The organism is Pseudomonas sp. P179 (assembly GCF_000478485.2).
Lineage (GTDB): Bacteria > Pseudomonadota > Gammaproteobacteria > Pseudomonadales > Pseudomonadaceae > Pseudomonas > Pseudomonas aeruginosa.
In genome coordinates, this window is sequence record NZ_KI517354.1 from 3,143,508 (window position 1) to 3,164,506 (window position 20,999).

Here is a 20,999-nt window from a genome sequence, read left to right on the forward strand (position 1 = left end):
GCGTCAGGGCGCTGCGGCGGCCAGCCGCTGCAACGCCGCCTGGCGCTCCGCCAGGGGGAGCTGGCCAAGGGAACGGACCCGCGCATAGAACGCCGGCCAGTTGCCGCCGACCTGGCGGAACAGCACGGCGAACGCCGCCACCCATTGGTCGTAGAGGCCGAAGGGAAGCAGCTTGGCATTGTTGAACGGCGCGTCGATCCAGGCCTTGAACGGCGACTCGCCACCCCATTCGCGCTGGCTCAGCGCCGCGTACTCGCGGCGCAGGCGCTGGAATTCGGCAGCCTTGCCGGCACGCTTGGCGGCATCGTCCAACGGCCCGGCATAAAGTGCTTCGAGGCGCGCACGACTGGCCAGGACCAGCGCGGTGAACTGCTCGCGGCGCTTCTCCTCGCGGCCGTCCGCCGGCGGCAGTCCACGATACTCGCGCCACTGGCGGGTACCTTCCTGTTCGACGAAGGTGGCGAAGGATTCGTTGAAGGCGGTGTCGTCGCGCAGGTAGAACTTCTGGTGCGCCAGTTCGTGGAAGATCAAGGTCGCCAGCCGTTCGTCGTCCCAGCGCAGCATGCTGCTGAGGATCGGATCGTCGAACCAGCCGAGGGTCGAGTAGGCCTGCACCCCGCCGACGTAGACGTCGTCGCCGAGCGCCCGCTGGCGCGCCGCCTCGGCGCGCGCGGCGGCCTCGCTGTAGTAGCCGCGGTAGGCCACGCAGCCGGCGATGGGGAAGCAATGGGTGACCGGCTGCAGCGACAGCTCCGGGGTGGCGAACACGTTCCATACCACGTAGGGCCGGCCGATATCGGCGTACAGGCGATAGCTGCGGTTGTCCGGCAGGCCGAGGCGTTCGCTGGCGAATTGCCGGGCCTTTTCCGCCTTCGCCAGGCGTTCGCGCAAGCGCGCGTCGCGCTGCGGGTCGGCGATCACCGCGGCGGCCGGCTCGCGGGCGCGCAGCAGGGCGAACTGGCCGCTGGCCAGTTGCCCGTAGTAGGAGACGGTCGAGCAACCGCTCAGCGCCAACAGCGCCAGGCAGGGAACCCAACGGGGCAGTCGAAGGTCAGCAAGCGGATGGCGAAGGCGGCGTGGCATGGGCGGAACATAGCACAGCACGCGGACCGCCCGCCGCCCTACCAGCACCGGTCCGCGATCCGGCGAGGCGGAGGAACGCAAGGCGTTTTTCCAAGGCGCGACGGATGGCGGCCGGGTTAAAGGAGCTTCGGAGTCTTCTATGCGTACGCTGCTGCTTGCCGGTGGCCTGCTCGTCCTGAGCGGCTGCTCACTGCTGATGCCCACCCCCGACCCGAACCGCGCCTGGGTCGACCTCGATACCCAGCCCGACGCCGATCTCGCCGCCGTGGAAGTCGACGACAAGAGCTGGGACCGCACGCGCTACTTCGAGGTCGATCCCGGCACCCGCGAACTCACGGTGCGCTACCAGTTCACCGTCGACCCGACCAACATCGGCCCCGTGGACAGCCCGCTCTGGCGCGATTGCCAGCTCAACCTCAAGTTCAAGGACTTCAGCGCCGGCCAGCGCTACCGCCTGGAGGCCGGGCACATCGGCTTCCGTCCCTGGGCGAAGCTCTACGACCAGGACAACAGGGAACTGGCGCGCGGCCGCGAGGGACGCTGCGCGAAGGTCTGAACGGCGCAAGGCGAGGGCGCTATGCTAGGAGCTGAACGCCCTCCGGAGCCCGCCCCATGCGTCCACTCACCCGTCTCGTCCCGCTCGCGCTGCTGCTCCTCGCCGGCTGCGCCGGACCGCTGCCGCAGCCGGACCCGCAGATGGCCTGGGTCGAGCTGCGCAGCGCGCCGGCCAACACCCTGCTGGCCGAGCGCCTGGACGGCGAGCGGTTGAGCGACGGGCGCTACTTCCAGGTCACTCCGGGACGCCATGTGCTGGAGGTGCGCTTCCAGTACGAACTCTATGGCGGTTCCGGCGGCGGGGGCGGCGGCTTCGGCGAGCCGGTGCAGATCAACTGCTACCAGCAGGTGGTCTATGACGGCTTCGAGGCGGGCCGGCGCTATCGCCTGGAGGTGCGCCCGCAATTGCGCAGGGCGCTGGCGCTACTGAGCGACGAGCGTGGCGAGGTGGTCGCCCGTTCGAACTTCCAGACCAGCCGCTGCCCGCCGTACTGAAACGCAGCGGCTCAGTCGTCGTTCTTCTGGTAGATGATCTTCTTGGTGCCGTTCTCGCAACTGCCGACCACCATGTTCGGGTCGCTGACTTCGTCGTTGCGCACGATCTCCAGGGTGTAGGAGGTCACCCCGGCCGACTGGATCTTGGTCTCGATCTCCGCCTTGAGTTCCTCGCACGGCTTCGGCGCGGCCAGCGCCGTGGCGCTGAACAGCAAGGCGGCAATCCCCAGCCCGATGGTTTTCATGACCCGTCACTCCTCGTCGATGCCTGGCAGCCGAGTGCTGCGCAGCGCATCCTGCCGCATTCGACTGCGGCAGGCCAGGGCCAGTTCGCCGGGCTGGGGAAGCGTTCCGCTCAGCCGTCGAGGCTGGCGTCCAGGCTGATCTTCGCGTTGAGCACCTTGGATACCGGGCAACCGGCCTTGGCCTTGTTGGCGATCTGCTCGAAGGTCTGCGCGTCCGCCCCCGGCACGCGCGCCCTGAGCACCAGGTGCACGGCAGTGATGGCGAAACCGTCGGACTGCTTGTCGAGGGTGACCTCGGCGCGGGTCTCGATACGTTCGGCGGTCAGGCCGGCCTCGCCGAGCATCATCGACAGGGCCATGCTGAAGCAGCCGGCGTGGGCCGCGCCGATCAGCTCTTCCGGGTTGGTTCCCGGTGCGCCCTCGAAGCGGGTATTGAAGCCATAGGGGTTGTCCTTGAGCGCGCCGCTTTCAGTGGAAAGGGTGCCCTTGCCGTCTTTCAGGCCGCCTTGCCAGACCGCCGATGCCGTCTTCTTCATGTCGACTCCTCCGGAGCTGTGGATGGACATCCGCTCGCGTCGGCGAGCGGGCATGTCTACATGGGAGGACGACGCAGCCGGACAAGTTCAGTCCGCTTGCGCGGCGGCGGGATTCAGGCGCAACCGTCGATGCGGCAGAGCGGCGCCGCGGCCCCGCCCACGGCACCGCTGCCGCCGGCAAGGCGCAGCTGCGTTTCGAGGAAAGCCCGCCAGTCGTCCGGCTGGCCGAGGTAGCGCCCGGTGTCGAGCACCTGCAGGCGGCCGTCGCGCTCCAGGGCGAAGGTCGGGAAGCCAGCGGCGCCGAGACGGTTCATCAGCCGCCGACTGTCGGCGAAGTGCGCGCGCAGCGGCTCGCCGGAGCAGGCGTCGAACGCCTCGGCGAAGCCCTCGCCAAGCCCCAGTTCGGCACCCAGCTCGAGCAGCACCGGACGCTCGGCGATACGCCGGCCCTCGACGTAGTGGGCACGCTGGATCCGCGCCAGCATCGCCGCGCCGAGGCCGTCGAGCGCTTCGGCGGCAAGCACGGCGGCGGTCGGCGGGGCCGAGTCGAATACCGCGCTGGTGTCGCGCAGCAGGCCGTCGAAGTAGTCCTTGCCGAACGGCTGGCCGGTCAGTTGGGCGATCCGCAGGTCATGGGGCATCACGTAGTGGCGCAGACCGGCGCCGACCGGCTGGCGGTTGGCATCGGTCATCATGCCGCCGCCATGCAGGCGTACGTCCAGACCCGTCACCTCGCAGGCGGCGGCGAGCAGCGGCGAGGCGCCGTAGCACCAGCCGCAGAGCGGATCGTAGAGGTAATGCAGGGTGAGGTCGTTCATCTCGGTCTCCACGAGACGCCCCGCAGGGGACGCCTCGATCAGCGGCTATCGGCGGGCGCGGCTCAGGGCCACTGCATCTCGCCCTTGAGCACCTTGGCGCTCAGCTCCAGGCCTTCCTCGCCCGGCAGGTTCGGGTAGCGGCGCTTCATCGCCTCGACCAGCGCGGCGGAATCCCTGGCCTTGGGCAGTTCGGCTTCCAGGGCCTTCAGGTAGTCACGGGTGAAGCGCACGCCGTCCAGGCCCTTCGGCTCCTCGCCGGTGAAATGGCCGGGCACCACGCGCCGCGGTTGCAGCGCCTCGATCCGGTCGAGCATCGCCACCCAGGCCTGGCGCGAGGCCTGGGTCTGGGTATCGGCGGTCCAGACGTGCGAACCGGATTCCACCAGCACGCCACCAACCACCGTCTTCAGCGACGGAATCCACAGCACCGTGCGGTCCGGGCTCGGCCCCTTCAGGTCGACCACCTTCAGGGCATGGCCTTCCAGCTTCAACTGGTCGCCCTTCAGCGGCTCCGGCACCACCAGCGACGTCGGCGCGTTGTCCTTGAGGATCGGCCCCCAGTAGGCCAGCTTGGCGTCCTTGGTCGCCTGGATGTGTGCGACGGTCTGCGCCGTCGCGAGGATCTTCGCCTCGGGGAAGGCGGCCTTCAGCACGTCGAGGCCGAAGTAGAAGTCCGGGTCGCCGTGGCTGATGTAGATAGTGCTGAGGGTCTTGCCGCTGGCCTGGATACGCTTGACCAGTTGCTCGGCGTCGGCGCGGGAGAACTGCGCGTCGATCAGCATCGCCTCGCGCTGGCCCACCAGCAGTTCCGAGGACACGGCGAAGATCGCCTTCTCGCCGGGGTTGTAGACCTCCAGCCGCAGCGGTTCGGCGCTGGCGGCGAAGACGCCGGCGGCACCCAGCAGGGCGGCGGCGGCGAACAGGGAACGAAGCAATCCATGGCGCGACATGAGCGGTTCTCCAGGCAGTGGGATCAGAGGCTTGCCATGTTAGTTGCTTGAAAGCGCGCAAAAAGCCCCGCAATAATCACAGCTTTGTTGCATGGATCGAGCGAATCATGGACCGCCTGACCGCCACCCGCGTCTTCGTCGAGGTCATCGACAGCGGCAGCCAGACCGCCGCCGCCGAGCGTCTGGACATGTCCCGGGCGATGGTCTCGCGCTACCTCGCCGAGTTGGAGGAGTGGGTCGGCGCACGCCTGCTGCACCGCAGCACCCGCCGCCTGAGCCTGACCGACGCCGGCGCGGAGCTGTTGCCGCAGTGCCGCGAGATGCTCGCCGTGGCCGACGCCATGCAGGCCACCGGCCAGACCCGCCGCGACAGCCCGCGCGGCACCCTGCGCATCACCAGCAGCCTGTCCTTCGCCCAGGCCTGGCTGACCCGTGCCGCCGCCGCCTTCGTCGAGCGCTACCCGGGCACCGCCATCGACCTGCAGGTCAACAGCCAGGTGGTCAACCTGGTGGAGGAGCGCATCGACCTGGCCCTGCGCATCGCCAACCAGCTCGACCCCAACCTGATCGCCCGCCGCCTCGGCGAATGCCGCTCGGTGATCTGCGCCGCGCCGGACTACCTGCGCCGCCACGGCACCCCGCGGCGCCCGGAGGACCTGGCGCTGCACAACTGCCTGACCTACTCCTACTTCGGCCGCAGTCTCTGGCAGTTCGAGCGCGACGGCGAGCCGATCAGCGTGCCGGTGGGTGGCAGTCTCAGCGCCAACGAATCCACCGTGCTGCTGGAGGCCGCCGCCGCCGGTGCCGGGATCAGCCAGCAGCCGCTGTACTCGGCAGCCCCGCTGATCCGTAGCGGACGCCTGGTGGCGCTGCTGCCGGAGTGGTCGCCGCAGGTGCTCGGCATCCACGCGGTGTACGCCTCGCGCCGGCAGATGCCGCCGGCGCTGCGGGCGCTGCTGGACTTCCTGGTCGAACGGATGGCGGCCGATCCGCACTGGGACGAGGCGGGCCCCCTGGCGCTGGCGTGAAAGCCGGGTAGACTGCTGGACGCGCCGCCTTCGACGCACCTTTATCCCCTGTCTGGAGCACGTCCATGTCCCTGTCGATCTACCAGGCTTCGATCCCGACCTTCCTGCGCACCCTCGGCAACCTCTCGGCGATCCTGAAGAAAGCCGCCGCCCACGCCGAAGCGAAGAACATCGATCCGCGCATCTTCATCGACGCCCGGCTGGCGCCGGACATGTTCCCCCTGGCGCGCCAGGTGCAGATCGCCAGCGACGCCGCCAAGGGCGCCGGCGCGCGGCTGGCCGGGCTGGAAGTGCCGAGCTACGCGGATACGGAAACCACCTTCGACGAACTCCAGGCACGCATCGCTCGCACCGTCGAGTTCCTCGAGGGCATCCGCGAGGAACAACTGGACGGCGCCGAAGAGCGCAACGTGACCCTCAAGGTGCGCGGCCAGGAGATCAGCTTCAACGGCCGCGACTTCCTCTTCGGCTTCGCCCTGCCCAACTTCTTCTTCCACGTCACCACCGCCTACGCCATCCTCCGCCACAACGGCGTCGAACTGGGCAAGATGGACTTCCTCGGCGGCGCCTGAGGTTCCCGAGCCGGGATGGCACGCACAAGGACCATGGAATGGATCGGAAAACCCTCGACGACACCAGCAAGTTCCTCAGCTATGTCCTTCGCCACCAGCCCGAGGCCATCGGCCTGACGCTGGACGGCGAAGGCTGGGCCGACATCGACGCCCTGATCGCCGGCGCGGCGCGGGACGGCCGCGCCCTCGACCGCGTGCTGCTCGGCGCGGTGGTCGAGAACAACGACAAGAAGCGCTTCGCCCTCTCCGCCGATGGCCAGCGCATCCGCGCCGTGCAAGGCCACTCGCATGCCGCGGTGGCCATCGCCTACGCCCCCGCGGTCCCGCCCGCAGTGCTCTACCACGGCACCGCCAGCCGCTTCCTCGACTCCATCCGCGAGCGCGGCCTGGTTCCCGGCAGCCGCCACCACGTCCATCTCTCCGCCCGCCGCGCCACCGCCCTGGAAGTCGGCCGCCGCTACGGCAGCCCGGTTCTGCTGGAAATCGACGCGCGCGACATGCACCTGGCCGGGCACCTATTCCACCAGGCGGAGAACGGCGTCTGGCTGACCGAGCGGGTACCCGTGCGGTTCATCCGCGAGGCTTGAGAAGGCGTTCTACGGACTAACCAATGCCCAAGCGGGCGACCATTCGCTCGAAAGCGTCGCTGTCCGGCAGGTTGTAAGCGTCGAATGGTCTGTGCCAGTAGAACATCCAGTCTTCCAGGTCCTGAACGCTCGCTTCACGAGTCACGAGGGCGACCATGATGTCGACGAAGTCCTGAGCGGGCCCCGTCAGCTCTATGCCATTGAGCAGGAGGAAAACCGTAGCGGCCGCCGCCGCCGTGCGTTTGTTGCCATTGGCAAAGCAGTGGTTCATTGCCAAGCTTTCCGCAAAGACCGCAGCCAGCGTGATGATATCGTCGGTTCGAGCATAGTAACGATGGTTGGCTGGCCGTTGCTGTGCGGACTCCAACTCGTTCGGTTTGAGGACGCCTATCGGCTCGTCCGGAGTCTGGGCCAGGATGAGCAACTCATTGAGGCGAACGAGATCTGCAACGGAGAGATAGCGTATCCCTTGCTGGTCTTGCGACATGCTTAAACCTTGGCCAGCTCTTCGAAGGTTTTTTCGTAGCGTTCGAAGGCCAGGGCAAAGGCGTTCTCGACCTGCTTCTGATGTTCTCCCAAGGCCGGGCGCGCGCGCACGACCTCATCGCGAGGACGGGGAGGAATGACGAGTTTCTTCGATTTGCGCAGCGATCGCGACATATGTACCTCCAAGGATCCACTTCCCGGACCTGCCTGCCCCGGGCAGGGGACGAATATTCAGTGTTCAAGCATATACCAGTGCAGGCAGGGAACAGATGTCCTCTCGAAACCGGAAGCACTGGCAAGGCGCACCGCAACATGGCCTAGCAGCCTGCAGACGAGCCTCGAACGTTGATGGCCCGCTGCCGCCTAGCAGAAGCGGCAGTGGAGCAGGCGGTGAAAGCCGGCTTGACTGAGGAAAAATACCGACAAGCGCAGGACGCCCGATGGACCTTCGCCCCAGCCACGTGCATGTGTTCCCACCCAGCCGCGACCTCCCGGCCGCAACCAGTCCGCACCGCGAAACCCTGCTGCGCAGCGGCTGCGCCTGGAACGGCTCGCTCTACCTCGGCTATCCCCTCGGCCAGCCGCAGCTCACCGTGCAGCGCCTGAGCCTGGCCGCCCACGAACGCCTGGACTGGCAGGTCCATCCGATGCCCAGCGCGCTCTACGTGCTCAAGGGCGAACTGCGCCTGGAGACCCGCGACGGTGCCCAGAGCACCCGGGTGCTGGAAGGCGAGGCGGCGGGTTGCCTGATGAACATCATCCATCGCCTGATAGCCGGGGCCGAACCGGTGGAAGCCCTGCTGTTCCATGCCGGCGTGGAAGGCATGCCGGTGGGGCTCGGCGAACGCGGCGAAATGCCCGACGCCTGAAGACGCCGGCGGGCCGGACAGCAGCCCGAACCCGCCACGCCCCGCGTCACGCTCAGGCGGAGAGCCCGTACAACCTGAGCCAGCCTTCCAGCGCCAGCGCGGTCTCCAGGTTGTGGCGGCTCACCTGGGTGTTGAAGTACCCCTCCGGATGCTCCAGTTCGGCGGCCAGGAACTCTCGCGAAACGATGCCGAACACCGGGTTCGCCGCGTCCTCCAGCAGACGCCGCACGCTCCCGCGCAGGAAACGCTCGTAGCCGAGGTTGGCAGAAGTCGGATAAGGGCTCTTGCGGCGCTTGAGCACGGCTTCCGGGACATAGTCGGCGCAGGCCCGCTTGAGCAGCCACTTCTCCTCGCCGTCCCGGCTCTTGATCGACCAGGGCACGTTGTAGACGTACTCCACCAGCTCATGGTCGGTGTAGGGCACCCGCACCTCCAGGCCGTTGCACATGCTCAGGCGATCCTTGCGTTCGAGCAGCAGCACCATCCAGCGCTTCAGATGCAGGTGGCTGAACTCGCGCATCCGCCGCTCCTCCGGGCTGTCGCCGACCAGGTGTTCGACCTGGCGCAGCCCATCGTCGTAGCTGGCCTGCTGGTACTGGAGGAGATCGCAGCGGCGGTTGAAACCGGCGTCGATGAAGCCGGCTGGCAGGCGCACCCTGGAGGCCCAGGGGAAGCGCGCCGCAGCCACCGCCTGCGGATCGCGGAACCAGCCGTAGCCACCGAACAGCTCGTCGGCGCCTTCACCGGAGATGGCCACCGTGGAATGCCGGCGGATCTCGCCGAACATCAGGTGCAGCGAGGTATCCATGTCGCCGAAGGTGAAAGGTACGTCCTTGGCCCGGAATACCTCTTCGCGCGCTCGTTCGCAGACCAGTTCGGCATTGTCGATGAGCACGGTGCGATGACGGCTGCCGATGTACTGCGCGGCCAGCAGGGCGAACGGCTGGTCCTGGTCGGGACGCAGGTCGTCGCTGCGGAACTGCTCGGCCTGGCCGACGAAGTCCACCGAGAATGAATTGATGTCGCCGCCGTGCTCCGCCTTCGCGATGCGCTGGGCGATGCCGGTCAGGGCGGTCGAATCGAGCCCACCCGATAGCAGCGAACACACCGGAACGTCGGCGTGCAATTGCGCCCCCAGGGCGCGGGTGACCAGTTCGCGGGTGCGCTGCACGGTGCTCTGCAGGTCGTCGGCATGCTCCTGGCGGCGTACCTCCCAATAGCGGCGCAACTTCGCCTGGGAATTGGGACGCCAGGACAGCAGGTGGCCGGGCAGCAGTTCCTGGACCTCGCGGAACGGCGTCTGCGAAGTGCCCCGGGACAGCGTCAGGAGGTCGACCAGGCCGACCGCGTCGAGCCTGGCGGCGAATTCCGGATGCGCCAGGATGGACTTGATCTCCGAGCCGAACAGCAGTCCCTCGCGGTGCCGCGCGTAATACAGCGGCTTGATGCCCAGGCGGTCGCGCACCAGCAGCAGGTGGCCGTCGCGGCCATCGAAGACGGCGAAGGCGAACATCCCGGTCAGGTACTCGCAACAACGCTCGCCCCATTGCAGATAGGCGTGCAGGACCACCTCGGTATCGCTGCGGGTGCGGAACTCATGTCCGGCCCGGCGCAACCGCTCGCGCAGGGCATCGTGGTTGTACACCTCGCCGGTGTAGACGAGGGTGACCTCCTGGCCGGTGGGAAAGCGATAGGACATCGGCTGCACGCCGCCGCTGAGGTCGATGACCGCCAGCCGCCGGTGACCCAGCAGGGCGTTGCGGTGCTTCCAGATGCCCTCGGCATCCGGCCCGCGCAAGGCGAGCGTATCGGTCATGGCGAAGATCGCCGGAAATTCGTCGTCGAGCTTGCGCGTGTAATCCACCCAACCCGCGAGACCGCACATAGGGAAACTCCTCTAATTGATGTTTATCGGGAAACTCATCCAGAGAACATGCTGAAAACATCCGTGCGGCCGGACGATTTCCGGCGTACGAATGCTTCGCCCAAGGCGGTCGATGTATGAACTTTTCGAGGACCTGAAGATAAGCAGTTTCGGCAGGCCTGCGCCCAAGGAAGGCCAATGATAGAACAGGAAAAAACGTGGCCGAGTTAATTAATATCCATCTAAATCTGGTAGCTGTTTTTAAAAAAACAAAGGAAAAACAATAATCTACAAAATTAATGAAATATCCTGAAACATCATTACGCGGCTCTACAACCAGATATTACAGGGTCGTTCACGGCTCTTTCCAAAGACTTAGAAGGCTAATCCAATTAAACTTATAATTGCTTTACGGCAATCATATGAATAGCCAACTAAGCAAATGACTACAACAAACTCAGATCGTACAACTATTGAATATAAGAGTTGTCCATCGACGCTGATTTCGTGGCAACGTTCGAGGCGACGATGGACGAGCGGGAAAAGTAGGGCGGCGCGGGGAATGGAGAATTAAAGAAGGCAACTTCGAGCGAGCGATACATCCGGAAGCGGGCCCGCTGCACCGGGCCCGCCAGACGACCTACCTCAAGGGCATTCGCAGGTCGACGGACCGAACACCGGCCCGCTGCACGGGTCCTCGGACGGGCCGAAAACCGGGCACGCGGCCTGGGCGGTAAGAGAGAAGCCACAGAGCAGGAACACAGCCAACAGTACTTTCTTCATTTGCAACCTCCTGGTTGGTAATCGAACGCTCCCTGTCCCTGGTCGAGGGTACAGTCGGTCATCACGGGCACTCGCAGACGGTCGGTCCCAGCACCGGGCCCGCGCAGGGATCTTCCCCCGGCCCGAGCACCGCGCAGTCCGCCTGCGCCGTCAGCGAGAACATCCACAGCAGCAGCGAAGCCGCCAGCATCTTCCTTTTCATCTGACCTCCTTGGTCGAAACAGCGATCAACGATCCGTGTCCTTCTCCGAAAACAAGGGCATTTGCCTGCAGAAGGACCGAACGCCCGTCCGCTCGCGGCGCACCGCAAGACTCGCCGGCGAGCCGCCGGACCCCGGAGAGCAAAGACCAGCCCGAGCGAACGCGCCAGTGCGGTGGATTGCCGCAGCGCCAGCGAAAGTACCGGGGCAGGGGGCTTCGGCACCGGTTCGCCATCAACTTTTCCTATCCCCGGCGGCCACATAAATTCGTTGGACGCACCGCGCCGGCGCCTCCAAGAATGCCGCACGGGTGCGAAGTCCGGCCGTGCACCCACCGACGCCCCACAACAGCAAGAACAACGATCGGTGCATCCATGGCAAAGGACCTGACTTTCCCAGACGCCTCCGCGTCGTCCCGCAACCCTCCCTCCGCGCGCCTCCGTCTACCGGCGACACGCGCCCCCTAGCACCGCCCTCCCGTCCGCCACCGCAGCAACCCGCGACGCACCTTGCGTCGGTCCCGGCCCCCGCCGCCGGCGGGCGCCGCTCGCCCGCGCTCCGCCCGCCGCACCGATCGACCCATGAACCGAACAAGAACAGGAGTCCACCCGATGCGCTACGCCCCTCACGCAAGCCGATACTCCCTCTTCGCCCTGGCCGTCTCGGCAGCCCTGCTGCCCGGCGCCGGCTGGGCCGCCAACGGCGACCTCGCCGGCGCCCGCAAGCCGCCCAGCGTCGCCTGCTCCTGGAACCGCGAGGCAGCGTTGTCCTACGAGGAGCGCCGGCTCGACACGCCGCTGCCGTTCAGCGGCGCCAACGTCGTCACCCATGACCAGACGCCGCTGGCCGAGCGCATCGTCAAGGGCGCCGGCTTCGACGGCTTCGAACCGGCCTTCGCCAAGCGCCTGTGCGCCGCCGACGGCCGCACCCCGGTCACCAGCTACGCCAAGGCACTGAAGCTGGTCACCGAAGAGGGCCGCGCGCTGTGGCGCGCCGCCGTCGACCGGGCCCAGGGTCGCCGCGCCATTCCCGCCGGCGCGCTGCCGGCCAGCGATGACCGCATGCTCTACTGGACGCGCCTCTACATGACCCGCACCCTGCGCCGGTGGGCGCCATCCTTCCACCTCGGCAAGGCCCAGGCCCAGGCGCTGCAATGGCGCTTCGAACGCGCCTCGCGCGGACAGCTGGACATCGACCTGCCGCGCCGCTACGCCGCCGACGGCTCGCGCTACCGGCGGATGATCATCAGCGGCTTCGACGTCTTCACCCTGGGCACTCCCGGGACGGCGAACACCGGCCTGCGCAACGGCAACCCCTCGGGCGCCACCGCCCTTGCGCTGGACGGCCGCGAGTTCAGGCTGGCCGACGGCAGCCTGCTGCGTATCGAGGCCTACCTGTTGCCGGTCAGCTACGACCCGTTCAACCGCGGCATGCAGGAAGACACCCTGGGCCCCTGGTTCCGCCCAGGCCCGCGCCGGGTCGACGCCTCCATCACCATCAGCCAGGGCGGCGCCAACCAGTTCTGGCTGGAGGCCTGGAACGGCCGCTTCCACGGCTCCTCCGCCGGCAACGACGGCATCGTCTACTGCCCCGCCGACAGCGCTTTGCCCAACTACGTGCTTCCCCTGGGCAGCGTGACCAATCCCGGCACCGCACCGATTTCCCTGCGGGGCTCCGGCTGCAATATCAACCCGCCGCGCCGCTGGCTCGGCTACGACAGCGCCAGCCGCTGGCGGCAGAACCTGCCGGCGCAGTTCTCCAAGGCCTCGCTGCCGGTCCGCCAGTTGCTCGCCGCCGATACCTGGCGCGGCATCGAGCGGCCGCCGGGCGCTACCAGCCAGGCCGCGGAAGGCTTCGACGTCACCTGGCACACCAACTACGACTTCTTCCCCGATTGCGCCAACCCGCGCACCGAAAACGTGCCGACCAACGGGGTGATGAACGCCATGCCCGATCCCTCCCTGGTGCTCCCGCCGAACCGACGGATCTGCGCGCGCAACGGCGGTGGCGGCGACTACCTGTCCAACGAGAGCGCCTACCGCAACACGGTGCTGCGCGACGCGTTCCGCCTGGAGATTCCCGCCGGGCACATCCATGTCCCGGTGATGAACAACTACTACACCGGCGTACCGGCGAGCGGCGGCGGCGCGCGCAACGACAACGCCATCAGCGACGCCCGCTACGAGGCCTACCGCAGCGCCATCGTGGCGCAGACCCGGGCGCTGCTGGTGGGCGTCGGCAACGCCCTGGCGCAGGGGGCGCAAGCGGACTAGTCCTCGCCAGGCGCAAGGCCCTCGCGTCCTATCGCTTCGCCGCGGAGCCAAACTGCCGCCGACGCAGGCCAACGGGACGGTAGCCCGTCGCTTCAGCCTCTACTGAATCGAAAAAGGCGGCACGCGGGGAAACCTCGGACTCACGACCCGGAGCTTTCCCAGGCCCGCGCCGGAACGGTAGGGCAGAGTCGAAGAGTGCGAACGCCGATGATGGAGACAACCGCCATCGCCCGCATCACCGGGGCGGTGGCAAGGATTTCCCCTGACTTGGAGAGTTTTCCATGAGCTTCGCGCAGAATCTCCTACGCCTACGCCAGCAGAACGCCCTGACCCAACGGCAGATGGCCGAGCGATTGGGCGTCACCGTGAGCCAGTTGCGGCACTTCGAAACCAAGGGCGGGCACCCGTCGCTGGTGGTGCTGCAAACCATCGCCGGACGTTTCGCGGTGCCCCTCGACTGGCTGGTCTGCGAGCGCAGCGAGCGGCAGGCACTACCGGAAGACCTGCGCCTGCAGTTCGAGGCCATCGGCCGCCTGCGGCTGGACGAGCGGCGCGCCATCCGGGCGTTGCTCGACGACCTGATCCGCCAGTACATGGCCAAGCGCAACGCAGCGGCCAAGCCCCTCCCGGCGGCTTGCACCGAGGCCACGGAGACGTCCCCGTAGCCCCGGCGCACGGCTCAGTCGCTGCCGTACCTCGGCGAGCGCGGGCCGTACAACAGTCCGCCCGGCTGGCCGGCCGAGAGCAGGCGCGCACTGGTCATCCCGGCGATCGGATAACCGGCGTCCTCCACCGAACTGTTGATGATCTGCTTGACCGCCGCGGTGATCAGCATGCCCACCAGGCCGCCGTTGTTGCCGCCGTTGCCTTCCTCGCTGGAGGCGGTCGCCGAGCCGGTCCACAGGGTGGTGCCGGATCGCAGGTCGACCAGCTTGGCGCTGGCGGTGACGATGGTCGCGCTGCTGATCACCATGTAGCGCGTGCCGTAGTCGCTCACCGTGACGTACAGCGCCGCGTCGGCGCCATAGATCTCGCGCAGCTTGGCCGGGGACACCTGGTGCACGTCGCCGGCGCTGGTCAGGCCGTTCTGGCGGAAGGTCTCGTCGGCCAGCGCCACCGGCACTACGTAGTAGCCGGCCTCGGCCAGCGGGAAGGTGACCTGCGAGAGCATGCTGTAGGTCGCCTTCACGTCGGGCGACTCGTTCAGCGGCGGCAGGACCAGGATCGAGCGCGGCTTGGCCTGCTTGAACGCCGAGTAGTCGACGCTCTTGGTCGGCGCGCAGCCGCCGAGCAGGGCCAGCAGGGTGAAACCGGCCACCAGGCCGGACAGTCGGGCGAGTTTCAACGGGCACCTCCACGGGCGTTGTTCAGGAGGAAGTCCATGTAGGTCGCCGACTCGGGAAACAGCGCCTTCTCGGTCTCGAACTCGCGGACCATCTGGTCGTCCTTGCCGATGCTGGAATAGAGCAGCCCCAGCTGGGCGTGGTAGCCCGGCGGCACCGCGCCGTTCTTCGCCCGGATCTTCTCGAGGTCGGCTTCCAGCGCCTGCGCCTGGGCCTCCTTGGATTCACCCTTGAAGTATTCGTGGACCTGGGCCTGGTAGCCCTCCCACTGGTACAGCGTCTTCGGTCCGCTGCACCCGGCCAGCGCCATGCTCCCCAGCAGCGCCGCCGTCCATGTGATCGTCTTGCTCATGTGTGCCGTGATTCCCTGGTTTCTGGTGGATTATTGGTTCTGTGGCTTCCAGGCCCCGCTATCGACCGCGTTGACCAACTTGTTCACCGCCTCGCGCATGGCCAGGTCGAGAACCTTGCCGTTGAGGGTCGAGTCGTAGCTGGCGGTGCCGCCGAAGCCGATCACCTCGCGGTTGGACAGGGCGTACTCGCCAGCGCCCTGGGTCGAATAGACGACCTCCGAGGTAGAGATGTTGACGATGTTCAGCGCCACCTTGGCGTAGGCGATCTGCGACTTGCCGCGGCCAAGGATGCCGAACAGCTGGCGGTCGCCGACTTCCTTGCGGCCGAACTCGGTGACGTCGCCGGTCACCACGTAGTCGGCACCCTTCAGGCGCTGGGCCTTGCCCTTGATCGCCGCTTCCTGCTGGATCTCGCTCATGTTGTCGCGGTCCAGCACGTTGAAGCGATTGGTCTGCTGCAGGTGGGTGATGAGAATGGTCTTGGCCTGGCCGCCGAGGCGGTCGACGCCATCGGAAAAGATCCCGCGCATGTAGCTGGAGCGGTTGTCGAACTTGCCTACCGCAATCGGCGAACGCACGCCGCTGTAGGGTCGGTTGACGCTCTCGACCTGCTGTACCGGCAACGCGGTGGAGGTCTCGGTGGCGCAGCCCGCCAGGCCGGCCAGGGTGGCGACGGCGAGGAGCGGCAGTAGTGCTTTCTTGGCGCTGTGACTCATGGGGTTCTCCTGGAAAAAAACGCTATCGACGCGGAGCGGCTTCTAGCCGACCCGTGTGCGGAAAAGAGGGCGTAGTGAAAATCGAGGAAGGCCAGGCGGCACGGCGGCGCGCCAAGGCGAGGGGCGAAATGGGGTGGCCACGATTTCTTTCCTTGAAATACGAATGCGTCGATCAACCGGCGCTCCCGGCCGGCCTTGGAAATCCGAAACAATCGTGCGGGAAGCGATGCACGAACCGTATGAGCCATCAATAGGCCATCTCGGTGGGCGGCAAAGTTACCACAGTTATTCCGATCGTTTCGTTATGCAGGAAGCATACTCGGAGAATTCTGACTGCGTCTCGTTCGCAGGATCGAGGCGGGACGCCGGGCACCGGTGTCCGCCACCAACCGGTGGCAGCCAGGCAGGCCTCCTTGCCGCCCATTGCGCCCGACGCTGTACGGCGCAAATGAAAACGGACACCCCTTGGGAGTGTCCGTCTCTGCCGTCGACCGGTCAGGCCAGGTCGAGGCCGCGCATTCTCAGGCGCAGGTCCTGTTCCTGGGGCTTGCCTGAACGATCCGTCCCGGTTGCCAGGTCCAGGGCATCGAGCAGTCCCTCGCCGTGGCCGCTCCGTTCCCCCAGCGTGGCCTCTTCGAGCACCCGACGGGTCACACCCTGCCCATCCTTGGCGCTGAGAAGCACGCGCATGTCGGTCCCCTTGTCGTAGAGGATCTCCTGCTCATCGCCCTCGATCGATATCTCGCTGACATCGATCCCGGATCTGCCGAACAGGGTGGTTATCGTGCCCTGGCCCGCGAAGCTCCTGGCAACGCCGGGGTCCCGGGAGGTGGAGAGATAGCCGGCGTCGTGGCCGACCTGGCCCTCTTTCACCGCCTCGAAGGCATCCCTGCCCTGGGTGCCGCGGAAGGTCTTCACGACCTGTTCAGCCGGTCCGCTCTTTTCGAACGCGGCAGACATGCCCCGGTCGATCAACGCCTGGCCCGCATCCAGCTCTCGCCCCTGACGCAGGGAACGATTCAGGTGCTGGTACTCGCCGTTGGTATAAAGACCGAGCGCCATCACCTCGGCATCGCTGTACGGCCCGTCCGGGTGTTCGCCTAGGTACTGCTCCGCCTCCAGCCCGAAGTGCTCCACCAGGCCATCCGCCAGCGCCTTGTCGACAGGCTCGCCCTTTACCTCGCTCTCTACCGCGTGGCGCAACAGGGCGACCTTGTCCATTGCCGCATGCAGTTGGACGGCGATTTCGCGCAGCTGCTCCGGGCTTGCGCTGAGTACATGCTGGCTGGCGGCACCGCCCGCGGTCCCCCACTGTTGCAGCGCGATCCCCCCAACGCTCTGTTCGAGCAGGCGGGCAGCCTGGGTACGGGAAGCCTCGATCCGGCTGCCATCGCGAATCCCGACCAGGGCGGTGGCCAGCGAGCGCAGGGCGCCGTCGCCGCTGGCCAGGCGCGTGTGATCCTTCACCAGCCTCTCCGCTGTCAAAGTCGCCAGCTCGCTCGCCTTGCCAAGTCCGCCCAAGGTCAGGGGCAGTGCCTTTTGCAGCATAATCTGCTTGATCTCGGCGGCCGAGAGACTGGCGGCAGGCGGCGCGTCCTGACGGGAGAGCGGCGCCTGGGTGGAGGCGTGGGCACGGCTCCCCAGCAGTTTGCCCAGCCACTCGATGATCGCCACGAAGGGACGCGCGAGGGCGGCCCCCAGGCGGGAGAGCAGGCCCTCGCCCTTCGGTGCTTCCTGGCGCTGGGCCAGTTGTTGCGCCTCCCGGGGAGTGGCCACCTGGCGGGCCTCGACCTGTCCCAGGCGCCCGGCCACGGCCTGGCTCAACTCAGCCACGAAAGACGGGTTCTGCTGAGATGATTGAATATGCATGATGATTGACGTCTCCTGATGTTTCCCCGCCAGTCTAGGAACGAGGCGCCCCTCCGCCTATCAGGATTGGCCGTGGTTTTTTTACTGTTGGCGGCCGTCGGAGCACGCGGAAAGAGAACCGTCAGCGGCCGAAAAACAGCGGACTTTCCCTACGCCAGCTCCCGTGCGCCTACACCGGGGCGGAGAACCCGATGGATATCGGCGGCAGCGACGGGCTCTTGGTGGACGGCGCACCGCCGTGCGGGCGCCTCGGGGTCGTCTGCTGCTATGGTGCGCACAGGCACGTCGCCATCCTCTCTCCCGGCGAATGGAATCGAGCATGACGCTTTCCCTGGATCTGTTGTTGAGCCTGTGCACGGCCCTGGCCATCGGCCTCCTGATCGGCGCCGAGCGCGGCTGGCAGGAGCGCGACCACGAAGATGCGCGGCAGATCGCCGGAATCCGCACCTTCAGCCTGGCCGGCCTGCTCGGCGGCTTCGCCACCCTGCTCGCTGGCGAACTGGGCAGCGCAGTCTGGGTAGCCTTGCTGCTGGCCCTCGCGGCGCTGGCCGTGGCCGGCTACGTGAGCGATGTCAGGCGTGGCGGCGACCAGGGCATGACCACCGAGATCGCCCTGCTGATGACCTTCCTCCTCGGCAGCCTCGCCCTCACCGAACAGCGCCTGCTGGCTGCCGCCGGCGGCATCGTGCTGACCCTGCTGCTGAGCCTCAAGGACAAGCTCCACGCCCTGCTGAAGCGCCTGACCGCCGAGGAGCTATCGGGCACCCTCAAGCTGCTGTTCATTTCCGTGGTCCTGCTGCCGGTGCTGCCCAACCAGGGCTATGGTCCCTGGGCGTTCTTCAATCCCTACCTGACCTGGTGGATGGTGGTGCTGATCGCCGCCCTCGGTTTCTCCGCCTACCTGGCCATCCGCCTGATCGGCTCGCGCAAGGGCCTGTTGCTGACCGCGGTGCTCGGCGGCCTGGTGTCCTCCACGGTGATGACCCTGACCCTGGCGCGCCTGCGCGAGCGCATGCCCGACGCCCTGTTGGCGTGCGCCCTGCTGGCGACCTCGGCGCTGATGTTCCCGCGCATCCTCGTCGAGATCGGCGCGATCCACCCGGCCTTGCTGAAGGAACTGGCCCTGCCATTCGCCGCCACCACCCTCGTCTACCTTGGCGGCACGCTGTTCCACGCCCTGCGCGGCGGCCGCGCCAGCCAGGAGGCGCCCGACGAGCCAGGCCTGCGCAACCCCTTCGAACTGCTCCCGGCCATGCGTTTCGCCGCCCTGCTGAGCGCGATCCTGCTGTTGGTGGAGGTCGGCCGGCGGCTGTTCGGCGACGCCGGCATCTATGCGGTCGCGTTGCTCTCCGGCCTCGCCGACGTCGACGCGATCACCCTGTCCCTGGCCCGCGCGGCGCAGGGCGAACTCGATCCAGGCGTGGCCAGCCGCGGCATCGCCCTTGCCGCCCTGAGCAACAGCCTGGTCAAGGCCGGCCTGGTCGTGCTGGTGGGCGGCAAGCGGCTGGCCCTGCAAACGCTGCCCTTCAGCCTGGCGGGGCTGCTGGTAGGAGCGCTGCTGATCCTGTTGTGAGGCGCCGGGGAAACCCCGGAGCGCCGCTGGACGAACGCGACGGCAACCGCCTGGCGCCCCGCATCAACCTGCGCGGCTACTGGCTGCAACGGCCGGGTTTCGAGGACCGGACCAGGACCCGGGTGAGGCTGGGCGGCCTGGCGATCACGGCGGAGCGAGGGGAGGGGACGCCTCCGCGCTGGACTGAGGCGTCTCTGCGAGGTCGGAGACAAGGCGGTGGCTGGCTGAGCCAATCGCCCTTTGCGGCGTGAAGGGCACCTGGAACTAGCGGCACTCACCCCGCGCGGTCGCATCGACCACCCTGCCCGAGGCGTCGGCAAAGAACTCGTAGATGCAGGTGTAATAGCCGCTCTGGTTGGCCGTGCCGGTCTTCTGGTTCAGGACCGAGCTGTTGGGCGTATTGCCATGGCCCTGCTCGTAGTAGGTGTAGTCGTAGTCGTGGCTATAGTTCTCGTACTCCTTCCACACGTACTTCTGCCTGGCGGCATCCCCCGTCACGCGTTCCGGCTCGCCGAAGCGCTTGATCACGTCCTGGATCGGCAAGCCGATCCAGGATTGCGCATCGCTACGCGCGCGACTGCCATAGGCCTCCATGACGCACCCCGACACGCTGATCGCAAGGGCCGCCAGGGCGGTGAGTCTTAGAGCCAGTACCGGCATATTTGCTTCTCCTTCCATGGCGGCCTGCCTACGCGGCATCCCGCTCCCTTTGCGCGGGTCGGTGTGCTGCGAATGGTAGGGGGCCGGGGCCCGCCCGTTCAACGGGAGACGGCGGTTTCCGGTGTACTAGTACATTGGGGCGCTGTGGGACGGGGCAGTAGAAAGGAGGGCCGGCAAGCCGCCAGGAGCAGATGGATATGGGTGGCCATTCGGCAAAATGCATGGAGCTTGTTATCGAAGGCATCCTCGAGGTCTTGAGGATCGGAGAGGTAGCGTTGGTAGTCCTCGTCCTCGGCGAATACCACTTGCCGATTGTGTCCCCGCTGGACCATGTGAAGCGGATAATCGGTAAAACCACTTGCCCTTGCCTAGGCATCGGGGAGCCTCCTTACGGCGTCTGCGCTGGAGCCTCCCTGCTTAGAAAATTAGAGTAGGGAAAATAAATCAGTCCCCTTTATGCTGGTCCCCTTTATGCTCGAACGGGGAGAATCTACCTGCCTTTTAGTTTTAGAGTAGCAAAAATAAATCTTCCCCCTTTATGGTCTATTTGTGGTCATGGCCTGGGGTTCCAGGGCGAACGCATTTGAGCCAGACCTACATCCAGGCCACCTGTTTCATAAAGCTCTTTAAAGACCGCTTCAGCTATTGAAATATCTGCACACACAGTTCTAGAGTCGAATTCATCATCACCAAACCTTACAACTCCTCTGAAAGGAGAATCCCCAAACTCCCACCATTCAAGATACTCTTCTTTAGGGTTAGGTGAACTTGTTAGAACTGCCAATTTGAACCTTCCTGGCAAAGAGTCCATCGAGAGTTCTCTAACCAGGGAACTCTGGGGCTCATTTACCGAGAGCCTGACAAATCCGCCAAATTTGTATACTTTTCTAATACCTTCAGAAATACTCTCCCAAACAGGATTTTCGACAATTACCGCAGGGGGAGAATTTGACCTATCCAAATAGCAAAGCTCTAGACAGATAGGTTTCTCATCTTCAAGATCAAACATTATTTCCACCCTTCTATTCCGCGAGCCAAAGTAAAGAAAAAAAGGGGACAGATTTATTTTTACTACTCTAATTTCAGCGACGGCGCCCACTCTGAAACGCTCAAAGCAAATAATTCGCTAAACCATGCGCCC

At 66.2% G+C, this 20,999-nt stretch carries 25 protein-coding genes and 1 pseudogene; 9 read left to right on the forward strand and 17 right to left on the reverse strand.

The annotated features are described in order from the left end of the window. Positions 1–3: 3 nt before the first annotated feature. A complete protein-coding gene (locus tag HMPREF1224_RS27090) occupies positions 4–1,131 on the reverse strand; it encodes an aminopeptidase (protein WP_010793594.1) in 1,128 nt (375 codons plus the stop codon). Between the two features lie 91 nt (positions 1,132–1,222). Between HMPREF1224_RS27090 and HMPREF1224_RS27095 the strand changes: the two genes are divergently transcribed. After that, positions 1,223–1,639, forward strand: coding sequence for a PA0061/PA0062 family lipoprotein (locus HMPREF1224_RS27095; RefSeq protein ID WP_003083614.1), 417 nt, complete (start codon positions 1,223–1,225; stop codon positions 1,637–1,639). A 56-nt stretch (positions 1,640–1,695) separates the two neighbouring features. After that, a complete protein-coding gene (locus HMPREF1224_RS27100; protein WP_003083612.1) occupies positions 1,696–2,133 on the forward strand; it encodes a PA0061/PA0062 family lipoprotein in 438 nt (145 codons plus the stop codon). Positions 2,134–2,144: 11 nt separating this feature from the next. Here HMPREF1224_RS27100 and HMPREF1224_RS27105 read toward each other — a convergent pair whose 3' ends face one another. The 4 genes from HMPREF1224_RS27105 to HMPREF1224_RS27120 all read right to left on the reverse strand — a co-directional run bounded on the left by HMPREF1224_RS27105 (position 2,145) and on the right by HMPREF1224_RS27120 (position 4,682). Next, positions 2,145–2,378, reverse strand: coding sequence for a DUF1161 domain-containing protein (locus HMPREF1224_RS27105; RefSeq protein ID WP_003083610.1), 234 nt, complete (start codon positions 2,376–2,378; stop codon positions 2,145–2,147). Positions 2,379–2,488: 110 nt separating this feature from the next. Further along, entirely contained in the window at positions 2,489–2,944 is a 456-nt protein-coding gene (locus HMPREF1224_RS27110) for an OsmC family protein (protein WP_003118563.1), read from the reverse strand. Between the two features lie 83 nt (positions 2,945–3,027). Continuing rightward, complete coding sequence (gene dsbM, locus HMPREF1224_RS27115; protein WP_003114663.1) at positions 3,028–3,732, reverse strand: disulfide reductase DsbM; 705 nt, start codon at positions 3,730–3,732, stop codon at positions 3,028–3,030. 62 nt (positions 3,733–3,794) lie between these two features. Further along, positions 3,795–4,682, reverse strand: a complete 888-nt coding sequence (locus HMPREF1224_RS27120; RefSeq protein ID WP_003083599.1) for an MBL fold metallo-hydrolase — start codon at positions 4,680–4,682, stop codon at positions 3,795–3,797. 107 nt (positions 4,683–4,789) lie between these two features. Here HMPREF1224_RS27120 and osaR point away from each other — a divergent pair, with 107 nt between their 5' ends. The 3 genes from osaR to HMPREF1224_RS27135 all read left to right on the forward strand — a co-directional run bounded on the left by osaR (position 4,790) and on the right by HMPREF1224_RS27135 (position 6,869). Continuing rightward, complete coding sequence (osaR, locus tag HMPREF1224_RS27125; protein ID WP_010793595.1) at positions 4,790–5,710, forward strand: oxidative stress response transcriptional regulator OsaR; 921 nt, start codon at positions 4,790–4,792, stop codon at positions 5,708–5,710. Between the two features lie 65 nt (positions 5,711–5,775). Continuing rightward, positions 5,776–6,282 carry a DUF1993 domain-containing protein gene (locus tag HMPREF1224_RS27130; protein WP_003083593.1) on the forward strand — a complete coding sequence of 169 codons (507 nt, stop codon included), beginning with the start codon at positions 5,776–5,778 and terminating at the stop codon, positions 6,280–6,282. 38 nt (positions 6,283–6,320) lie between these two features. Next, positions 6,321–6,869, forward strand: a complete 549-nt coding sequence (locus tag HMPREF1224_RS27135; RefSeq protein ID WP_003104297.1) for an RNA 2'-phosphotransferase — start codon at positions 6,321–6,323, stop codon at positions 6,867–6,869. 16 nt (positions 6,870–6,885) lie between these two features. Here the strand turns inward: HMPREF1224_RS27135 and HMPREF1224_RS27140 are convergent, their stop codons facing one another. Both HMPREF1224_RS27140 and HMPREF1224_RS45645 read right to left on the reverse strand, forming a co-directional pair. Next, on the reverse strand, positions 6,886–7,356 hold the full coding sequence (locus tag HMPREF1224_RS27140; RefSeq protein WP_003111524.1) for a type II toxin-antitoxin system death-on-curing family toxin: 471 nt from the start codon (positions 7,354–7,356) through the stop codon (positions 6,886–6,888). A gap of 2 nt (positions 7,357–7,358) precedes the next feature. After that, positions 7,359–7,529: a hypothetical protein gene (locus HMPREF1224_RS45645; protein ID WP_003111525.1), complete on the reverse strand. Its 171-nt coding sequence runs from the start codon at positions 7,527–7,529 to the stop codon at positions 7,359–7,361. 266 nt (positions 7,530–7,795) lie between these two features. On the opposite strand from HMPREF1224_RS45645, the gene HMPREF1224_RS27145 reads away from it, so the two are divergent. Further along, positions 7,796–8,224: a cupin domain-containing protein gene (locus HMPREF1224_RS27145; protein ID WP_003083588.1), complete on the forward strand. Its 429-nt coding sequence runs from the start codon at positions 7,796–7,798 to the stop codon at positions 8,222–8,224. Between the two features lie 52 nt (positions 8,225–8,276). Here HMPREF1224_RS27145 and asnB read toward each other — a convergent pair whose 3' ends face one another. The 3 genes from asnB to HMPREF1224_RS27155 all read right to left on the reverse strand — a co-directional run bounded on the left by asnB (position 8,277) and on the right by HMPREF1224_RS27155 (position 11,073). Beyond that, positions 8,277–10,109, reverse strand: a complete 1,833-nt coding sequence (gene asnB / locus HMPREF1224_RS27150) for an asparagine synthase (glutamine-hydrolyzing) (protein ID WP_010793596.1) — start codon at positions 10,107–10,109, stop codon at positions 8,277–8,279. Positions 10,110–10,733: 624 nt separating this feature from the next. Then, positions 10,734–10,871, reverse strand: a complete 138-nt coding sequence (locus HMPREF1224_RS45650; RefSeq protein WP_003083584.1) for a PA0050 family protein — start codon at positions 10,869–10,871, stop codon at positions 10,734–10,736. Between the two features lie 61 nt (positions 10,872–10,932). Then, a complete protein-coding gene (locus tag HMPREF1224_RS27155; protein WP_003083582.1) occupies positions 10,933–11,073 on the reverse strand; it encodes a PA0050 family protein in 141 nt (46 codons plus the stop codon). A 609-nt stretch (positions 11,074–11,682) separates the two neighbouring features. Here HMPREF1224_RS27155 and HMPREF1224_RS27160 point away from each other — a divergent pair. Continuing rightward, on the forward strand, positions 11,683–13,344 hold the full coding sequence (locus HMPREF1224_RS27160) for a hypothetical protein (protein WP_010793597.1): 1,662 nt from the start codon (positions 11,683–11,685) through the stop codon (positions 13,342–13,344). A gap of 281 nt (positions 13,345–13,625) precedes the next feature. After that, positions 13,626–14,009, forward strand: a complete 384-nt coding sequence (locus tag HMPREF1224_RS27165; RefSeq protein WP_003118492.1) for a helix-turn-helix domain-containing protein — start codon at positions 13,626–13,628, stop codon at positions 14,007–14,009. A 14-nt stretch (positions 14,010–14,023) separates the two neighbouring features. Here HMPREF1224_RS27165 and HMPREF1224_RS27170 read toward each other — a convergent pair whose 3' ends face one another. From HMPREF1224_RS27170 to exoT, 4 genes are all read right to left on the reverse strand, one after another. Next, positions 14,024–14,689: a DUF799 domain-containing protein gene (locus HMPREF1224_RS27170; protein WP_003083573.1), complete on the reverse strand. Its 666-nt coding sequence runs from the start codon at positions 14,687–14,689 to the stop codon at positions 14,024–14,026. Further along, on the reverse strand, positions 14,686–15,039 hold the full coding sequence (locus HMPREF1224_RS27175) for a DUF4810 domain-containing protein (RefSeq protein ID WP_003083569.1): 354 nt from the start codon (positions 15,037–15,039) through the stop codon (positions 14,686–14,688). Before HMPREF1224_RS27175 ends, HMPREF1224_RS27170 begins: the two co-directional genes overlap by 4 nt. A 30-nt stretch (positions 15,040–15,069) precedes the next feature. Further along, the gene (locus tag HMPREF1224_RS27180) at positions 15,070–15,756 is read right to left on the reverse strand and encodes a CsgG/HfaB family protein (RefSeq protein ID WP_010793598.1); all 687 of its coding nucleotides are present in this window, start codon (positions 15,754–15,756) and stop codon (positions 15,070–15,072) included. A gap of 495 nt (positions 15,757–16,251) precedes the next feature. Next, positions 16,252–17,625: a T3SS effector bifunctional cytotoxin exoenzyme T gene (exoT, locus tag HMPREF1224_RS27185; protein ID WP_010793599.1), complete on the reverse strand. Its 1,374-nt coding sequence runs from the start codon at positions 17,623–17,625 to the stop codon at positions 16,252–16,254. 163 nt (positions 17,626–17,788) lie between these two features. Between exoT and HMPREF1224_RS27190 the strand changes: the two genes are divergently transcribed. Continuing rightward, positions 17,789–19,198: an MgtC/SapB family protein gene (locus HMPREF1224_RS27190; RefSeq protein WP_003118557.1), complete on the forward strand. Its 1,410-nt coding sequence runs from the start codon at positions 17,789–17,791 to the stop codon at positions 19,196–19,198. Positions 19,199–19,462: 264 nt separating this feature from the next. Here HMPREF1224_RS27190 and HMPREF1224_RS27195 read toward each other — a convergent pair whose 3' ends face one another. From HMPREF1224_RS27195 to HMPREF1224_RS45395, 3 genes and pseudogenes are all read right to left on the reverse strand, one after another. Beyond that, the gene (locus HMPREF1224_RS27195) at positions 19,463–19,858 is read right to left on the reverse strand and encodes a hypothetical protein (protein WP_003083536.1); all 396 of its coding nucleotides are present in this window, start codon (positions 19,856–19,858) and stop codon (positions 19,463–19,465) included. Positions 19,859–20,037: 179 nt separating this feature from the next. Continuing rightward, positions 20,038–20,234, reverse strand: a pseudogene (locus HMPREF1224_RS44435) (transposase); the annotation flags it as partial. Between the two features lie 177 nt (positions 20,235–20,411). After that, positions 20,412–20,867, reverse strand: coding sequence for a DUF6911 family protein (locus HMPREF1224_RS45395; protein ID WP_123823010.1), 456 nt, complete (start codon positions 20,865–20,867; stop codon positions 20,412–20,414). Positions 20,868–20,999 lie beyond the last annotated feature (132 nt).

Bases quoted from the DNA above. Each gene is read 5' to 3' on its own strand.
- HMPREF1224_RS27095 (WP_003083614.1), top strand. From the start codon at position 1,223: ATGCGTACGCTGCTGCTTGCCGGTGGCCTGCTCGTCCTGAGCGGCTGC.
- HMPREF1224_RS27100 (WP_003083612.1), top strand. From the start codon at position 1,696: ATGCGTCCACTCACCCGTCTCGTCCCGCTCGCGCTGCTGCTCCTCGCC.
- HMPREF1224_RS27105 (WP_003083610.1), bottom strand. From the start codon at position 2,378: ATGAAAACCATCGGGCTGGGGATTGCCGCCTTGCTGTTCAGCGCCACG.
- HMPREF1224_RS27110 (WP_003118563.1), bottom strand. From the start codon at position 2,944: ATGTCCATCCACAGCTCCGGAGGAGTCGACATGAAGAAGACGGCATCG.
- dsbM (WP_003114663.1), bottom strand. From the start codon at position 3,732: ATGAACGACCTCACCCTGCATTACCTCTACGATCCGCTCTGCGGCTGG.
- HMPREF1224_RS27120 (WP_003083599.1), bottom strand. From the start codon at position 4,682: ATGTCGCGCCATGGATTGCTTCGTTCCCTGTTCGCCGCCGCCGCCCTG.
- osaR (WP_010793595.1), top strand. From the start codon at position 4,790: ATGGACCGCCTGACCGCCACCCGCGTCTTCGTCGAGGTCATCGACAGC.
- HMPREF1224_RS27130 (WP_003083593.1), top strand. From the start codon at position 5,776: ATGTCCCTGTCGATCTACCAGGCTTCGATCCCGACCTTCCTGCGCACC.
- HMPREF1224_RS27135 (WP_003104297.1), top strand. From the start codon at position 6,321: ATGGATCGGAAAACCCTCGACGACACCAGCAAGTTCCTCAGCTATGTC.
- HMPREF1224_RS27140 (WP_003111524.1), bottom strand. From the start codon at position 7,356: ATGTCGCAAGACCAGCAAGGGATACGCTATCTCTCCGTTGCAGATCTC.
- HMPREF1224_RS45645 (WP_003111525.1), bottom strand. From the start codon at position 7,529: ATGTCGCGATCGCTGCGCAAATCGAAGAAACTCGTCATTCCTCCCCGT.
- HMPREF1224_RS27145 (WP_003083588.1), top strand. From the start codon at position 7,796: ATGGACCTTCGCCCCAGCCACGTGCATGTGTTCCCACCCAGCCGCGAC.
- asnB (WP_010793596.1), bottom strand. From the start codon at position 10,109: ATGTGCGGTCTCGCGGGTTGGGTGGATTACACGCGCAAGCTCGACGAC.
- HMPREF1224_RS45650 (WP_003083584.1), bottom strand. From the start codon at position 10,871: ATGAAGAAAGTACTGTTGGCTGTGTTCCTGCTCTGTGGCTTCTCTCTT.
- HMPREF1224_RS27155 (WP_003083582.1), bottom strand. From the start codon at position 11,073: ATGAAAAGGAAGATGCTGGCGGCTTCGCTGCTGCTGTGGATGTTCTCG.
- HMPREF1224_RS27160 (WP_010793597.1), top strand. From the start codon at position 11,683: ATGCGCTACGCCCCTCACGCAAGCCGATACTCCCTCTTCGCCCTGGCC.
- HMPREF1224_RS27165 (WP_003118492.1), top strand. From the start codon at position 13,626: ATGAGCTTCGCGCAGAATCTCCTACGCCTACGCCAGCAGAACGCCCTG.
- HMPREF1224_RS27175 (WP_003083569.1), bottom strand. From the start codon at position 15,039: ATGAGCAAGACGATCACATGGACGGCGGCGCTGCTGGGGAGCATGGCG.
- HMPREF1224_RS27180 (WP_010793598.1), bottom strand. From the start codon at position 15,756: ATGAGTCACAGCGCCAAGAAAGCACTACTGCCGCTCCTCGCCGTCGCC.
- exoT (WP_010793599.1), bottom strand. From the start codon at position 17,625: ATGCATATTCAATCATCTCAGCAGAACCCGTCTTTCGTGGCTGAGTTG.
- HMPREF1224_RS27195 (WP_003083536.1), bottom strand. From the start codon at position 19,858: ATGCCGGTACTGGCTCTAAGACTCACCGCCCTGGCGGCCCTTGCGATC.
- HMPREF1224_RS45395 (WP_123823010.1), bottom strand. From the start codon at position 20,867: ATGTTTGATCTTGAAGATGAGAAACCTATCTGTCTAGAGCTTTGCTAT.